At 72.2% G+C, this 13,848-nt stretch carries 15 protein-coding genes, 1 pseudogene and 1 riboswitch; of the genes and pseudogenes, 9 read left to right on the top strand and 7 right to left on the bottom strand.

The window, feature by feature from the left end; all coding sequences use genetic code 11:
- Positions 1–2: 2 nt before the first annotated feature.
- Positions 3–206: riboswitch (cyclic di-AMP (ydaO/yuaA leader) on the bottom strand.
- A 314-nt stretch (positions 207–520) separates the two neighbouring features.
- Positions 521–826 (bottom strand): hypothetical protein, encoded by a 306-nt coding sequence (locus ACFC0G_RS04105; RefSeq protein ID WP_376396846.1) that lies wholly within the window; start codon positions 824–826, stop codon positions 521–523.
- 7 nt (positions 827–833) lie between these two features.
- Entirely contained in the window at positions 834–1,457 is a 624-nt protein-coding gene (locus ACFC0G_RS04100; RefSeq protein WP_376396843.1) for an ATP-dependent Clp protease proteolytic subunit, read from the bottom strand.
- 67 nt (positions 1,458–1,524) lie between these two features.
- Between ACFC0G_RS04100 and ACFC0G_RS04095 the strand changes: the two genes are divergently transcribed.
- The 8 genes and pseudogenes from ACFC0G_RS04095 (at position 1,525) to ACFC0G_RS04060 (ending at position 8,325) form a co-directional block, all read left to right on the top strand.
- The gene (locus ACFC0G_RS04095) at positions 1,525–1,803 is read left to right on the top strand and encodes a type II toxin-antitoxin system Phd/YefM family antitoxin (protein WP_376396840.1); all 279 of its coding nucleotides are present in this window, start codon (positions 1,525–1,527) and stop codon (positions 1,801–1,803) included.
- Between the two features lie 194 nt (positions 1,804–1,997).
- Positions 1,998–2,300, top strand: coding sequence for an urease subunit gamma (locus tag ACFC0G_RS04090; RefSeq protein ID WP_351816053.1), 303 nt, complete (start codon positions 1,998–2,000; stop codon positions 2,298–2,300).
- A 13-nt stretch (positions 2,301–2,313) separates the two neighbouring features.
- Positions 2,314–2,619, top strand: a pseudogene (locus tag ACFC0G_RS04085) (urease subunit beta); the annotation flags it as partial.
- Between the two features lie 94 nt (positions 2,620–2,713).
- The gene (locus ACFC0G_RS04080) at positions 2,714–4,435 is read left to right on the top strand and encodes an urease subunit alpha (protein WP_376396836.1); all 1,722 of its coding nucleotides are present in this window, start codon (positions 2,714–2,716) and stop codon (positions 4,433–4,435) included.
- A 10-nt stretch (positions 4,436–4,445) separates the two neighbouring features.
- Positions 4,446–5,111, top strand: a complete 666-nt coding sequence (locus ACFC0G_RS04075) for an urease accessory protein UreF (RefSeq protein WP_376396833.1) — start codon at positions 4,446–4,448, stop codon at positions 5,109–5,111.
- Between the two features lie 28 nt (positions 5,112–5,139).
- Positions 5,140–5,835 carry an urease accessory protein UreG gene (gene ureG, locus ACFC0G_RS04070; RefSeq protein ID WP_376396830.1) on the top strand — a complete coding sequence of 232 codons (696 nt, stop codon included), beginning with the start codon at positions 5,140–5,142 and terminating at the stop codon, positions 5,833–5,835.
- Positions 5,832–6,575, top strand: coding sequence for an urease accessory protein UreD (locus tag ACFC0G_RS04065; protein ID WP_376396827.1), 744 nt, complete (start codon positions 5,832–5,834; stop codon positions 6,573–6,575). The genes ureG and ACFC0G_RS04065 overlap by 4 nt, the downstream gene beginning before the upstream one ends.
- A 169-nt stretch (positions 6,576–6,744) precedes the next feature.
- The gene (locus ACFC0G_RS04060; RefSeq protein ID WP_376396824.1) at positions 6,745–8,325 is read left to right on the top strand and encodes an alpha/beta hydrolase; all 1,581 of its coding nucleotides are present in this window, start codon (positions 6,745–6,747) and stop codon (positions 8,323–8,325) included.
- Positions 8,326–8,388: 63 nt separating this feature from the next.
- Here ACFC0G_RS04060 and ACFC0G_RS04055 read toward each other — a convergent pair whose 3' ends face one another.
- Both ACFC0G_RS04055 and ACFC0G_RS04050 read right to left on the bottom strand, forming a co-directional pair.
- On the bottom strand, positions 8,389–9,423 hold the full coding sequence (locus ACFC0G_RS04055; protein WP_376396821.1) for an NAD-dependent epimerase/dehydratase family protein: 1,035 nt from the start codon (positions 9,421–9,423) through the stop codon (positions 8,389–8,391).
- 64 nt (positions 9,424–9,487) lie between these two features.
- Entirely contained in the window at positions 9,488–10,207 is a 720-nt protein-coding gene (locus tag ACFC0G_RS04050) for a lysophospholipid acyltransferase family protein (protein WP_376397287.1), read from the bottom strand.
- 79 nt (positions 10,208–10,286) lie between these two features.
- Between ACFC0G_RS04050 and ACFC0G_RS04045 the strand changes: the two genes are divergently transcribed.
- Positions 10,287–11,330 carry a DUF3048 domain-containing protein gene (locus tag ACFC0G_RS04045; protein ID WP_376396818.1) on the top strand — a complete coding sequence of 348 codons (1,044 nt, stop codon included), beginning with the start codon at positions 10,287–10,289 and terminating at the stop codon, positions 11,328–11,330.
- Positions 11,331–11,420: 90 nt separating this feature from the next.
- On the opposite strand, the gene ACFC0G_RS04040 is transcribed toward ACFC0G_RS04045, so the two are convergent.
- The 3 genes from ACFC0G_RS04040 to ACFC0G_RS04030 all read right to left on the bottom strand — a co-directional run bounded on the left by ACFC0G_RS04040 (position 11,421) and on the right by ACFC0G_RS04030 (position 13,830).
- A complete protein-coding gene (locus ACFC0G_RS04040; RefSeq protein WP_376397310.1) occupies positions 11,421–11,636 on the bottom strand; it encodes a hypothetical protein in 216 nt (71 codons plus the stop codon).
- A 114-nt stretch (positions 11,637–11,750) separates the two neighbouring features.
- Complete coding sequence (locus ACFC0G_RS04035) at positions 11,751–12,701, bottom strand: cytochrome c oxidase assembly protein (RefSeq protein WP_376396815.1); 951 nt, start codon at positions 12,699–12,701, stop codon at positions 11,751–11,753.
- A gap of 103 nt (positions 12,702–12,804) precedes the next feature.
- Positions 12,805–13,830 (bottom strand): 6-phosphofructokinase, encoded by a 1,026-nt coding sequence (locus ACFC0G_RS04030; protein ID WP_376396812.1) that lies wholly within the window; start codon positions 13,828–13,830, stop codon positions 12,805–12,807.
- Between the last annotated feature and the right edge of the window lie 18 nt (positions 13,831–13,848).

Genomic DNA, 13,848 nt, shown 5'->3' with positions numbered 1-13,848 from the left:
CGCAACCCTTCGTCAGCCGCCTGCGAAGGATGACCTGTCGGGTTCGGGCTGGCGAAGATGCCCGGCCGCGGCTGCGGCTTCACCCCAAGGAACGGCCTCGCTGGGACAGCGCGAACGTTCCGTACTGATTGGGTCCTCCACTCCTGCCGATCCACTCCTGTCGACCAGACGTCCGGGACAGCGGCAGGACTCGGCGTCCGCCCGGACCGCCCCGCCGCGGTGGCGGGGGCTTGTCGTCGACACGGATCTTGACCCACGACATGGGCGAAAACCGAGCTGAAACGGCGATATGTGAGGCTCCTCACGACTGATCCGTTCGGGTGGACAGCACCCCTTTGTGATCTTCGGAGGTTTGGCCGACGAGCCCCGTACCAGCGATGGAACGTTCGATTCCGCCAGATGCGTACACCTGTTGCGCAACTCGCCCGCTGCATATGTCGACTCGTCGACTACGCCGAACGGGGGAGGGTTTCTGCGGTGCGTGTCGGCCGACCGGACCTCGACACGACACGCGGATATGTCAACTCGCCCGAGTCCGGCGGACGGTGACGCGGTCCGCCCGGCGCTCCCCGTCCAACACCCTTAGGGCGCGCGCCAATGTGTCCGCGTGGACCTCACTCTCGCCCCGTTTATGCATGAGCGTCAGCGCCTCGCGCAGGGCCTCCGCCCGCCCCACCAGGGCCTGGGCCGCGCGCAACGCCCCATAGGTATGCGTACCTCTGGATGGATTGATCTTTCCCAGGAGGTCGACGACTTCGAGGTACGCGTCGACGAGTTCACCCTCGGCCCGGGTCAGGGCCGGCAGTGGCGGCAGCTCGGGGACCACGGCCGGCTCACCGGGCCGTGCCGCCGGCGCCGGCGCGCCGGCTCGTGACGACGTGGTCCGCCAGGCCGTACGCGACGGCCGCGGGTGCGTCCAGGACGGTCAGGCGGTCGATGTCGGCGTCGATCCGCTCCTGGTCCTGCCCGGTGTGTTCGACGAGCATCCCGGCGACCAGCTCGCGCAGGCGCAGCAGCTCGGCCGCCTGGAGGTCGAGGTCGCTGAGCTGTCCCTGGAGGGGCTCGTCCAGAGTCGGCTGCCGGAGCGTGACCCGGGCGCCGGGCAGGATCAGGCGCTTGCCCGGGGTGCCGGCCGCGAGCAGGACGGCGGCGGTGGAGACGGCCTGGCCCAGGCAGGTGGTCTCCACGTCGCAGGAGAGCGTCCGCATCGTGTCGTAGATGGAGGTCATGGCGCTGATCGAGCCGCCGGGGGAGTTGATGTAGAGGGAGATGTCCTGCCCCGGCGCCGCGTGGTCGAGGTAGAGGAACTGGGCGATGGCGTCGTTGGCCGAGGTCTCGTCGACCGGCGTGCCGAGGAAGACGATCCGGGATTCGAGAAGCTTCGAGTACGGGTCGAGGGTCCGGGTCCCGAAGCTGGTCCGCTCCGTGAACTCGGGCAGAACGTAGCGAGCGTCCATGGCTGAGAGCCTCCATCGGTCTGTCTGTAAAAAATGTACAGGACGTACAGCCCGTAAGATGGGGAGCATGACCTACGAAATCCCGGTGACGCAAGCGAGGGCTGAGCTCGCCGACCTGATCAACCGCGTCGTATACGGCGGTGAGCGCGTGGTCGTCACCCGTCACGGGAAGCCGCTCGTCGCCTTGGTCTCGGCCGCTGACCTGGAGGCATTGGAGACGGCGGGCGAGCCGGCGGAGGAGCGGGTGATCAGTTCGGTCTCCGCCCTGCGGCCGATCGACTCCGCCACGGGCGAACAGCGCCGCTTCGGCATCGCCGCCCACCACCGTGACCCCGGAGTCTCCTAGGAGACCGCCCGGCCGCCCCTCCGCGCGATGATCATGAAATCGCAAAGCCGGAGTTAACGAGCCGGAAAAACTTCCGCCCTAACGTGCAATGTCTCGCCGCGCACCGCTTCTTCGCAGCTCAACAGAGTGTTGAAGCTGGGTAGGGTCCGCAGCTGTCCGGGTCCCGTCCCGGTCGACGACTGTGAGGTGGAAGAGTGCAACTGAGCCCGCACGAACAGGAACGCCTGCTCGTTCATGTCGCTGCCGACGTGGCCGAGAAGCGCCGAGCGCGGGGTGTGAGGCTCAACCACCCCGAGGCCGTTGCCCTGATCACCTCGCACATCCTGGAAGGCGCCCGGGACGGCCGCACCGTCGCCGAACTCATGGCCTCCGGCCGCAAGGTGCTCTCCCGGGCGGACGTCATGGACGGCATCCCCGAGATGATCCACGACGTCCAGGTCGAGGCGACCTTCCCGGACGGCACCAAGCTCGTCACCGTCCACGACCCGATCATCTGACGGGGACGCGCCGATGATCCCCGGAGAGATCCTGTACGCGGAGGACCCCGTCGCCCTCAACGAGGGGCGTCCCGTCACCCGCGTGACCGTGCTCAACGCCGCCGACCGGCCCGTCCAGGTCGGCTCCCACTACCACTTCGCCGAGGTCAACCCCGGCCTGGAGTTCGACCGGGCCGCCGCGCGCGGACAGCGGCTCCACATCGCCGCCGGGACCGCCGTCCGCTTCGAACCCGGCATCCCCGTCGAGGTCGAGCTCGTCCCGATCGCGGGCCGCCGGATCGTCCCGGGCCTGCGCGGTGAGACCGCGGGACCGCTCGACGGCGACGCCCAGGGCCCCCTCGACGGCAACGCCCAGGGCCCCTTCGGCGCCGACGCCCACTCCGCCGGGGTCACCGGCCCGAACGGAGGCCCCCGTGCCTGACCTGCACCGCGCCGTCTACGCCGACCTGTTCGGCCCCACGACCGGCGACCGTATCCGGCTCGCCGACACCGACCTCCTCGTCGAGATCGAGGAGGACCGCAGCGGCGGCCCCGGCCGCGCCGGCGAGGAGGCCGTCTTCGGCGGCGGCAAGGTCGTCCGCGAGTCCATGGGCCAGGCCCGTACGACCCGTGCCGAGGGCGCTCCCGACACCGTGATCACCGGAGCCGTGATCATCGACCACTGGGGCGTCGTCAAGGCCGACATCGGCATCCGCGACGGCCGGATCACCGGCATCGGCAAGGCCGGCAACCCCGACACCATGGACGGGGTCCACCCCGACCTCGTGATCGGCCCCGAGACCGAGATCATCGTCGGCAACGGCAGGATCGTCACCGCCGGCGCCGTCGACACCCACGTTCACTTCATCTCCCCGACCGTCGTCGAGCAGGCGCTCGCCACCGGCGTCACCACGCTTGTCGGCGGCGGCACCGGACCGGCCGAGGGCACCAAGGCGACCACCATCACGCCCGGCCCGTGGCACCTCGCCCGGATGTTCGAGGCCCTGGACACCTTCCCCGTCAACATCGGTCTGCTCGGCAAGGGCAACACCATGTCCCGGGAGGCCATGCACTCCCAGCTCCGCGGCGGCGCCCTCGGGTTCAAGATCCACGAGGACTGGGGCGCGACCCCGGCCGTCATCGACGCCTGTCTGAGCGTCTGCGACGAGACCGGCGCCCAGCTCGCCATCCACACGGACACCCTGAACGAAGCGGGATTCGTCGACGACACCCTCGCCGCCATCGCGGGCCGGACCGTCCACGCGTACCACACGGAGGGCGCCGGCGGCGGGCACGCTCCCGACATCATCACCGTCGTCTCCGAGCCGTACATCCTGCCCAGCTCGACCAACCCGACCCGCCCGCACACCGTCAACACCATCGAGGAACACCTCGACATGCTGATGGTCTGCCACCACCTCAACCCGGCCGTCCCCGAGGACCTCGCCTTCGCCGAGTCCCGCATCCGGCCGTCCACGATCGCCGCCGAGGACGTCCTCCACGACCTGGGCGCCATCTCGATCATCTCCTCCGACGCCCAGGCCATGGGCCGCGTCGGCGAGGTCATCATGCGGACCTGGCAGACCGCCCACGTCATGAAGAAGCGGCGCGGCGCCCTGCCCGGCGACGGCCGCGCCGACAACCACCGGGCCCGCCGCTACATCGCCAAGTACACGATCAACCCGGCCGTCGCCCAGGGCATGGGCCACCTCATCGGCTCGGTCGAGACCGGCAAGCTCGCCGACCTCGTGCTCTGGGAGCCCGCCTTCTTCGGCGTGAAGCCGCTCGTCGTCGTCAAGGGCGGCCAGATCGCGTACGCGCAGATGGGCGACGCCAACGCCTCCATCCCCACCCCGCAGCCCGTCCTGCCCCGCCCGATGTTCGGCGCGCTCGGCAGGGCGGCCGCGGCCGGCTCCTTCAACTTCACGGCCCGGGCGGCGATCGAGGACGACCTGCCCCAGAAGCTGGGCCTCCACAAGGAGTTCACCGCGATCGGCGACACCCGACGGGTCACCAAGGCCGACATGCGGGAGAACGACGCCCTGCCGCGGGTCGAGGTCGACGCCGACACCTTCACGGTGACCATCGACGGCGACCCCGTGGAGCCGGCGCCCGCCGCCGAACTGCCCATGGCCCAGCGTTACTTCCTCTTCTGACGTGGTCCCGATGACGTCACGCTCGGCCCTTCTCGTGCTCGCCGACGGGCGTTTCCCCGCCGGCGGGCACGCCCACTCCGGCGGTGCGGAGGCGGCGGTCAAGGCCGGCCGCATCACCGACGCGGCCGGTCTGGAGGCCTTCTGCCGCGGCCGGCTCCACACCACCGGGCTCACCTCGGCGGGCCTGGCCGCGGCCGCCGCCCTCGGACTCGACCCGTACGAGCTCGACGCGGCCGCCGACGCCCGCACCGCCTCACCCGCCCTGCGCGCCGCCGCCCGCAAGCTCGGCCGCCAGCTGATGCGGGCCGCCCGCGCCACCTGGCCGAGCCCCGAACTCGACGCCCTGGCGGCGGCCTTCCCGCGCGGCGCCCATCAGCCCGTCGTCCTCGGCACCACCGCCCGGGCCGCCGGACTCGGCCACGAGGACGCCGCCCACTGCGTCGCGTACGAGACGGTCGGCGGCCCCGCCACCGCCGCCGTACGCCTCCTCAGCCTCGACCCCTACCAGGCGACCGCCGTCCTCGCCCGCCTCGCGCCCGAGATGGACCGCGTCGCCGCACGTGCGGCCGCCGCGGCCCGGCAGGGCGTCGACGCGCTGCCGGCCGCCTCCGCGCCGCTGCTCGACCTCACCGCCGAACAGCACGCGACCTGGCCCGTCCGCCTCTTCGCCTCCTGACCCGAACCGCCCCCAAGGGAGCCGCCCCATGCACCTCGACCACGGCCACAGCCACCACACGGCGGTCTCCGCCGACGCCCACCGCCCCGACGGCACCCGCCGCGCCCTGCGCATCGGCCTCGGCGGACCGGTCGGCTCCGGCAAGACCGCCACCGTCGCCGCCCTCTGCCGGGTCCTGCGCGACACCCTCTCGATCGCCGTCGTCACCAACGACATCTACACCCGCGAGGACGCCGAGTTCCTCCTCCGCAACGCCGTCCTGCCGCCCGAGCGCATCCAGGCCGTGGAGACCGGCGCCTGCCCGCACACCGCCATCCGCGACGACATCTCCGCCAACCTCGAAGCCGTCGAGGAGCTGGAGGAGACCGTCGGCCCGCTCGACCTCATCCTCGTCGAGTCCGGCGGCGACAACCTCACCGCCACCTTCTCCAAGGGCCTCGTCGACGCCCAGATCTTCGTCATCGACGTCGCCGGCGGCGACGACATCCCCCGCAAGGGCGGCCCCGGCGTCACCACCGCCGACCTCCTCGTCGTCAACAAGACCGACCTCGCCCCCTACGTCGGATCCGACCTGGAGCGGATGGCCCGCGACGCGAAGGAGCAGCGCGGCGACCTGCCCGTCGCCTTCACCTCCCTGCGCGCCGAGAACGGCGTCGGGCCCGTCGCCGACTGGGTCCGCGGCCGGCTCGACGCATGGACCGCGGCCGGGGCGCGGACCGCGTGAGCCTGCGCGCCACCGCACGGATCGCGGCCGCGGCCGACGGCGGGCTGCCGCTCCTGGAGAGCGACGGCCCCCTCGCCCTGCGCCGCACCCGGGCCGCCGCCGGCTGGACCCGGGTCACCGTCGTCGGGGCGATGAGCGCCCCGCTCGGCGGTGACCGGCTCGCGATCGAGACCGAGGTACGGGACGGGGCCCGGCTCCTGGTCGACTCGGCCGCCGCCACCCTCGCCCTGCCGGGCCGGAGCGCCGAGCCCGCCACGTACGACGTCCGGATCGCCGTGGGGGAGGACGGCGTCCTGCGCTGGCTGCCCGAGCAGCTGGTCTCCGCCCACGGCTCGGACCTGCGGATGCGCACCACCGTCGAACTCGCCCCCACAGCCCGGCTCGTCCTCCGCGAGGAACAGATCCTCGGCCGGCACGGCGAACCGCCCGGCACCCTCGTCACCCGCCTCACCGTCCGCCGCGCCGGCCGGCCCCTGCTCGACCAGGAGCTGGCGTACGGGCCGGGGGCCCCCGACGGCTGGGACGGCGGCGCGGTCCTCGGCGGTCACCGGGCCACCGGCCAACTGCTCGTCGTCGACCCCGACTTCACGGACAAACCGGTGGAAGCGCGACTTCTCGGCGAGGGGGCCGTCATCGCCCCGCTCGCCGGCCCCGCCGCCCTCGTCACCGCCGTCGCCCCCGACGCCCTCGCGCTGCGCCGCCTCCTCGACACCGCCGTGGCCGAACTCGCCCCGCGGTGACGCGGTTTCGGAAGGTCACCGCTCAGCGGTACACGCCTCTCCGGTTATTGGTTCGGTAAAGAAACACATGTACGCCCTTACCTCGTGTGCCCCAGGGACGAAAGGATCCCCCGGACAGCCCGACACAGCGGCGCTGCCACGGGGGCGGCGCCCATCCTGGGGGAGACACATGAGACGTACGGCAATGCTCGGCTCGGCCGGCACCCTGATAGCGGGCACGCTCGTCCTGGGCGCGCTCGCGGCCCCGGCGGCGAACGCCGACAGCAACCGTCACCTGCGCGACGCGGAAGCGATCGGCGTCGCCGTCGCCGCGGCCCGCGCCGCCCAGACGGGCATCGACTGGCAGGACTGTCCGGCGGACTGGGGCCTGGAGAAGCCGATCCAGTGCGGCTGGGTCACCGTTCCGGTCGACTACGCCAAGCCCAACGGCAAGAAGATCAAGATCGCGGTCGACCGCATCAACGCCACCGGCACCCCCGCCGAGCGCCAGGGCGCGCTGCTCTACAACCCGGGCGGCCCCGGCGGCTCCGGCCTCCGCTTCCCGCGCCGCGTCACCACCAAGAACGCGATCTGGGCGAACACCGCCAAGGCGTACGACTTCGTGGGCTTCGACCCCCGCGGCGTCGGCCACTCCGCCCCCATCTCCTGCGTCGACCCGACCGAGTTCGTCAAGGGCCCCAAGCTCGACCCGGTCCCCGACAGCGAGGCCGACAAGCAGGCGCAGCGCAAGCTCGCCGCCGAGTACGCCAAGGGCTGCGAGGAGAAGAGCGGCGACATGCTGCCCTTCATGACCACGCCCAACACCGCGCGCGACCTCGACGTCGTCCGGGCCGCCCTCGGCGAGAAGAAGCTGAACTTCGTCGGCGTCTCGTACGGCACCTACCTCGGCGCGGTCTACGGCACCCTGTTCCCGACGCACGTCCGCCGCATGGTCCTGGACAGCGTCGTCAACCCGTCGAAGCGCTCGATCTGGTACGGGGCCAACCTCGGCCAGGACATCGCCTTCGAGGGCCGGCTCACGGACTGGATGACCTGGGTCGCCCAGAACGACGCCACCTACCACCTGGGCGACACCCTGGCGGAGGTCCGGCAGCAGTGGGAGACCCTGCGCGCCGCCGCCAAGAAGGAGCCCCTGGGCGGCAAGGTCGGACCCGCCGAGCTCATCGGCTTCTTCCAGAACGCCCCGTACTACGACTCCATGTGGGCCCCGGTCGCCCAGGCCTGGAGCGCGTACGCCGCCGGTGACCCGCAGCCGCTGATCGAGTCGGCCGCCTCCGACCCCACCGACACGGCCGGCAACATCGCCTCGGAGAACGGCAACGCCGTCTACACCGCGGTCGAGTGCGCCGACGCCCCCTGGCCGACCAGCTGGAAGAAGTGGGACCGGGACAACTCCCGCCTCCACGAGCAGTACCCGTTCATGACCTGGGCCAACGCGTGGATGAACCTCCCCTGCGCGACCTGGTCCGCCCCGCGCCAGCGCCCGACCGAGGTGAAGACCGGCAAGGGCCTGCCGCCCGTGCTCATCGCCCAGTCCGAGCGCGACGCCGCCACGCCGTACGAGGGCGCGGTCGAGCTGCACAAGCGCTTCAAGGGCTCGCGCCTGATCACGGAGAAGGACGCCGGCTCGCACGGCATCACCGGCCTCCTCAACCCGTGCATCAACACCAAGGTCGAGGCCTACCTGCTGAGCGGCAAGCTGGACGCGACGGACCAGACGTGCGCCCCGCACGCCACCCCGAAGCCGTAACAGCCTTCGCGCAGCGATGAGAAGAGGGGCGGCCGTCCGACGGCCGCCCCTCTTCCCCGTACGTCAGCCCCGGGACGCCAGCCAGGCGTCCTCCGCCGCGTAGTCGAACAGGTCCACGCCGTACTTCGCGAGCCCCGTGAAGGCCTCCCGCCACTCCCGGTCGCCCAGGTGCGCCGTCAGCCACGCCACCGTCTCCGGCAGCGTCTCGACGTACGACACCACCGGCCGGTACCCCAGCTCCCGCTCGGCCGCCGTCATGTCGTAGACGATGGGATGCGGCGCGGTCCACGGAGTGGCCCCCACCGTGCCGTCCGGCTCCCCGTCCATCAGGACCGTCTCGCTCGACACCCCCATGACCGCGTCGATCGCCGCCCCGATCTCCGCCACCGTCGGCGCCTCGGGGTCGCCGCCGTTGAGCACCCGGCTGCCCGGCTTCGCCGCCGCGAGCCGGACGAGCTCCGCGAGGTTGTCCACGTGGACCGGGTGGAACCGCGAGGTACCGCCGTACGCGAGGATCCGCACCGGCCGCCCGTCGAGCACCCGCTTGACGAACCACAGCTCGCGCGGACCCGGGCTGTACGGACCGTGGATCGCGCCCGCGCGCAGCAGCGTCGTCGGCAGCGCGTCGCCCGCCGCCAGCAGCTCCCGCTCCAGGGCGATCTTCCGCGTGCCGTACGTCGTGTCGCCGGGCGCGACCGTCCGCCACTCCTCCGGGGTCGGCACCGGGAAGGCGGGGAAGCCGTCGGGCCGGTCCTGGGTGTCGAAGCTGCGGCCCTGCGCGTCCTCGTAGACGGCGCCGCTCGACACCACCACCGCCGAGCCGATCCGGTCGGCGAGACCCGTCAGCTGCCTGCCGTGCCCGCCGTCGTACGCGACGATGTCGACGAGCACGTCACAGCCGTCGCCCAGGCCCGCCGCGAGCGCGCCCTCCTCGGTCCGGTCGAGCCGCACCGACCGGACCTCGTCCGGCCACCTCTCGTCCCTGGCGCCGCCCCGCGAGGCGGCCGTCACCTCCCAGCCGTCCGCGACGAGGGCCCGCACGGCCGCCCGCCCCACCTGTCCCGATCCACCGAGTACGAACGCGTTTCCCTTGGTCATGATCGCGACGCTACGGCCGGCAGGAGCACCGGCCCAGGGGATTCCGCCGTGCGCGGATCCGCCCTCAGCGTTCTCGTCGGCGGAACTTTCGCGCGGGCACGTCGTCACCCGCCTCCGCCGCCTTCACGACCGCCGCGTACTCGTCCACGTACTCCTGCCCGGACAGCCGCAGGACCTCGTACATGATCTCGTCGGTCACCGCGCGGACCACCGCCCGCTCGCCCGCCGACCCCGCGAAGCGCGAGAAGTCCAGCGGCGCCCCGAAGCGGATCGTGACCCGGCGGATCCGCGGCACGACCTTCCCCGGCGGCTGGATCTCGAAGGTGCCGACCATCGCGCACGGCACCACCGGCACCCCGGCGGTCAGCGCCATCACGGCCACCCCCACCTTGCCCTTGTAGAGCCGCCCGTCGTGGGAGCGCGTCCCCTCGGGATAGATGCCGAGCAGCTCGCCCTTGTCCAGGACGCCGAGCCCCTCACGGATCGCCGCCTGACCGGCCTCCTTCCCGGACCGGTCCACCGGGATCTGCCCGGCGGCCCGGAAGAAGGCCGCCGTGAGCCGGCCCTTGATGCCCGGACCCGTGAAGTACTCCTGTTTGGCCAGGAAGGTGATCCGCCGGTCGAGCACGACCGGCATCAGGAAATGGTCGGAGAAGGAGAGGTGATTGCCCGCGACGATCGCCGCGCCCTCGGCGGGCACGTGCTCAAGCCCCTCGATCCGCGGTCGGAAGAGCAGCCTGAGGAGCGGACCCAGCAGTACGTGTTTCAACAGGTGGTAGAACACCCGCGACCCCCGTTCGTCGTCCGTCATGCCCGTTGTATCGGCACGCGGGCCCGTGGTCCACTGGTGGAGGAGCGTCACCATGACGGACCACCGAGGGACCAGACGCCCCGGCCGTGTCCTCACCGCGCTGCTCTGCGCGATGACGGCGGCCGGGCTGTACGGCTGCTCCGACCCCGGCCCGCGCGAGCCGAGCCCCACCCCGACGCCCCCACCGGCCACCACGGCCCCCGTGCCCGGCACCACGCCGCCCACGACGGCCCCCGCGCCCACCGCCCGCTCACCGCTCACCGGGCTCCCCGCACGCCCGGCCCCCGTCCTCGCCGTGAAGATCGACAACGTGCCGGCGGCCCGCCCCCACACCGGGCTCGGCTCCGCCGACGTCGTCTACGTCGAACAGGTCGAGGGCGGCGTGACCCGGCTCCTGGCCGTCTACTCCTCCCGGCTCCCCGAGCTCACCGGACCCGTCCGCAGCGCCCGGGAATCCGACATCTCGCTCCTCGCCCCCTTCGGCCGGCCGGTGCTCGCCTACTCGGGCGCGCAGTCCGCCCTGAACCCCCTCCTGAACGCCGCCCCGCTGCACCTCGTCACCGAGTCCACCGCGCCCGGGGCGTTCCGGCGCTCCCCGGACCGGGCCGCCCCGCACAACCTCTACGTCCTCCCGGAACGCGCCCTCGCCACCGACCCGGGAGCCCAGAACGCCCAGGACATCGGCTTCCGCTTCGGGCCCGCCCCGGGCGGCGGCACCCCGGTCGACTCCTCGACCGTCCGCTTCCCCGCCGCCCGCTACACCTTCACCTGGTCCGCCGCCGACCGCGCCTGGCGGGTGGCGATGGACGGCCGCGAGGCCCGCGCCACGGACTCCGGCCCCCTCACCCCCGAGACGGTCGTCGTCCAGCGCGTCACGATCCGTCCGTCCCGCTTCCAGGACCGGTTCGGCGCGGTCTCCCCGTACACCGAGACCACCGGCAGCGGCACCGCTGTCGTCCTGCGCGACGGCCGCTCGTACGAGGCCCGCTGGTCCCGCCCGTCGGCCGCGGCGGACACCACGTTCACCACCCCGGACGGAGCGCCCCTCACCTTCGCCCCGGGACAGACCTGGGTCGTCCTCGCACCGCGCGGCTAGACACCGCGCGGGTCAGCGGGGCGCGGGCATGCGAGTCAATGGCTCAGCGGCTCAGCGGCTCAGCGGCTCAGCGGCTCAGCGAGTCAGAGGTCAGGGCTGTGTCGTGCCCGGCCGGCCCGGTGGGCGTCGGCGGGGCGGGGCGGCCGGAATCGAGCTGTCGGCGGCCGCCATCCCGATCGTGGCCACCACCAGCACCACCAGACCGAACCAGAGCCAGCCGCTGCTGCCGAGCGCCACCGTGTAGGTCGTCGTCAGCACCAGCGCCGCGCCGGTGAGCGCCGCCATCGTCTTCGTGGGACCGGACATCGATCCGCCTCCTCCCGGCCGGAGCCGCGGAAGTCGTCGTCCCCATCGTGACCCCGGAAGGGGGGCGCGCGCTACTCCCCGGACGCACCGGCGTGCGCCGGGACCGCGGTCAGGTCAGCGGCTCCGGGCCTGGAGCGAGGCCAGGTAGGCGTTGTACTCCTCCAGGTCCTTGTCCCCGTTCCGGTCGGCGGCCCGGTCCATGCGGACCGCCTGCCGCTGCTCGGAGTGGTACCACTGGTAGACCAGCGCGATCAGCACGAGCACGGACGGGATCTCGCTGAACGCCCAGGCGATGCCGCCCGCCGCGTTCTGGTCGGCGAGGGCGTCGATCCCCAGCGAGGCGGGCGGGTTCTCGTACACCTTGACCATCGGCTGGCTCGCCATCATCAGCGCGATGCCGAAGAACGCGTGGAACGGCATGCCCGCGAACAGCTCCAGCATCCGCATCACGTAGCCCGGCCGGTGCGGGCCCGGGTCCACGCCCATGATCGGCCAGAAGAAGACCAGGCCGACCATCAGGAAGTGCACCATCATCCCGATGTGCCCGGGCTTGGAGCCCATCAGGAAGTCGAACAGCGGCGTGAAGTACAGCGCGTACAGGCTCGCGATGAACATCGGGATCGTGAAGCCGGGGTGCGTGACCACCTTCATGTACCGGCTGTGCAGCAGCTTCAGGAGCAGCTCGCGCGGCCCCGTCGAGCCCCGGCCCGCCACCGGCAGCGCCCGCAGCGCCAGCGTCACCGGCGCGCCCAGCAGCAGCAGGATCGGCGACAGCATGGAGATCACCATGTGCTGCACCATGTGCACGCTGAACATGACCATGCCGTAGTCGTTGAGCTTGGTGCACATCACCAGGGCGATGGACAGCACGCCGACGGTGAAGAACGCCGTCCGGCTCACCGGCCACGCGTCACCGCGCCGCCGCAGCCGCGCCACACCCCAGCCGTACAGACCGAGCGCCGTGAGGCAGCCGATCAGGAAGAAGAGGTCGGGAGAGAACTCGAGGCCCCGCTCCAGCGTGAACGGCGGCAGATCCATGGTCATGCCGTGCCCGCTGTGATCCATCTGCGTACTCCTGGAGCCCGATTCGCGCTTGTTGTCCGCACCAGACTAGAACCGCCCCCGGCCGCGACTGCGACCGGGGGCGGTTCTCGCCTCGTGGCGTGGTTCAGAGCACGCACTCCGCCTCGGCGTAGCGGTCCTCGGGGACCGTCTTCAGGGACTCGACGGCCTGCGCCAGCGGGACCATGACGATGTCCGTGCCGCGCAGCGCGGTCAGCATGCCGAACTCGCCGCGGTGCGCCGCCTCCACCGCGTGCCAGCCGAAGCGGGTGGCGAGGACGCGGTCGTACGCGGTCGGGGTGCCGCCGCGCTGGACGTGGCCGAGGATGACCGGGCGGGCCTCCTTGCCGAGGCGCTGCTCCAGCTCGACGGAGAGCTGGTTGGCGATGCCGGTGAACCGCTCGTGGCCGTAGATGTCCGTGCCGGCGGTCTTGAAGTCCATCGAGCCCTCGGCCGGCTTCGCGCCCTCGGCGACGACGACGATCGCGAACCGCTTGCCGGCCTCGAACCGCGCGCCGACCCGGGCGGTCAGCTCGTCGATGTCGAAGGGGCGCTCGGGGACGACGACGGCGTGCGCGCCGGCGGCCATGCCGGAGTGCAGCGCGATCCAGCCGGTGTGGCGGCCCATGACCTCGACGACGAGGACCCGCTGGTGGGACTCGGCGGTGGTCTTCAGCCGGTCGAGCGCCTCGGTGGCGACGGTGACGGCCGTGTCGAAGCCGAAGGTGACGTCGGTGGAGGCGATGTCGTTGTCGATGGTCTTGGGGACCCCGACGATCGGCAGGCCCGCCTCGGAGAGGAGGTTCGCCGCCTTCAGGGTGCCCTCGCCGCCGATCGGGATGATGGCGTCGAGGCCCAGGTCGGCGACGTGGCCGCGGGCGCGCTCGACGCCGCCGACCAGATGCGCGGGCTGGACCCGGGAGGAGCCGAGGATGGTGCCGCCGCGGGCGAGTATGCCGCCCACCGCGTCGAGGTCGAGCTTGCGGTAATCGCACTCCAGCAGGCCCTTCCACCCGTCGTGGAAGCCGATGACCTCGTCACCGTGGTCGACGACGGCGCGGTGCACGACGGAACGGATGACGGCATTCAGACCGGGGCAGTCTCCGCCGGAGGTGAGCACACCAATGCGCATAGCCCAAAAACCTTTGCA

This window comes from Streptomyces sp. NPDC056169, assembly GCF_042268445.1.
Lineage (GTDB): Bacteria > Actinomycetota > Actinomycetes > Streptomycetales > Streptomycetaceae > Streptomyces.
Note: the sequence above shows the minus strand (reverse complement) of the source record. Positions and strands in the feature narration are given on the sequence as shown.

Coding starts and splice junctions, on each gene's coding strand:
- ACFC0G_RS04100 (WP_376396843.1), bottom strand. CDS start 1,457: ATGGACGCTCGCTACGTTCTGCCCGAGTTCACGGAGCGGACCAGCTTC.
- ACFC0G_RS04095 (WP_376396840.1), top strand. CDS start 1,525: ATGACCTACGAAATCCCGGTGACGCAAGCGAGGGCTGAGCTCGCCGAC.
- ACFC0G_RS04075 (WP_376396833.1), top strand. CDS start 4,446: ATGACGTCACGCTCGGCCCTTCTCGTGCTCGCCGACGGGCGTTTCCCC.
- ureG (WP_376396830.1), top strand. CDS start 5,140: ATGCACCTCGACCACGGCCACAGCCACCACACGGCGGTCTCCGCCGAC.
- ACFC0G_RS04060 (WP_376396824.1), top strand. CDS start 6,745: ATGAGACGTACGGCAATGCTCGGCTCGGCCGGCACCCTGATAGCGGGC.
- ACFC0G_RS04055 (WP_376396821.1), bottom strand. CDS start 9,423: ATGACCAAGGGAAACGCGTTCGTACTCGGTGGATCGGGACAGGTGGGG.
- ACFC0G_RS04045 (WP_376396818.1), top strand. CDS start 10,287: ATGACGGACCACCGAGGGACCAGACGCCCCGGCCGTGTCCTCACCGCG.
- ACFC0G_RS04040 (WP_376397310.1), bottom strand. CDS start 11,636: ATGTCCGGTCCCACGAAGACGATGGCGGCGCTCACCGGCGCGGCGCTG.
- ACFC0G_RS04035 (WP_376396815.1), bottom strand. CDS start 12,701: ATGGATCACAGCGGGCACGGCATGACCATGGATCTGCCGCCGTTCACG.
- ACFC0G_RS04030 (WP_376396812.1), bottom strand. CDS start 13,830: ATGCGCATTGGTGTGCTCACCTCCGGCGGAGACTGCCCCGGTCTGAAT.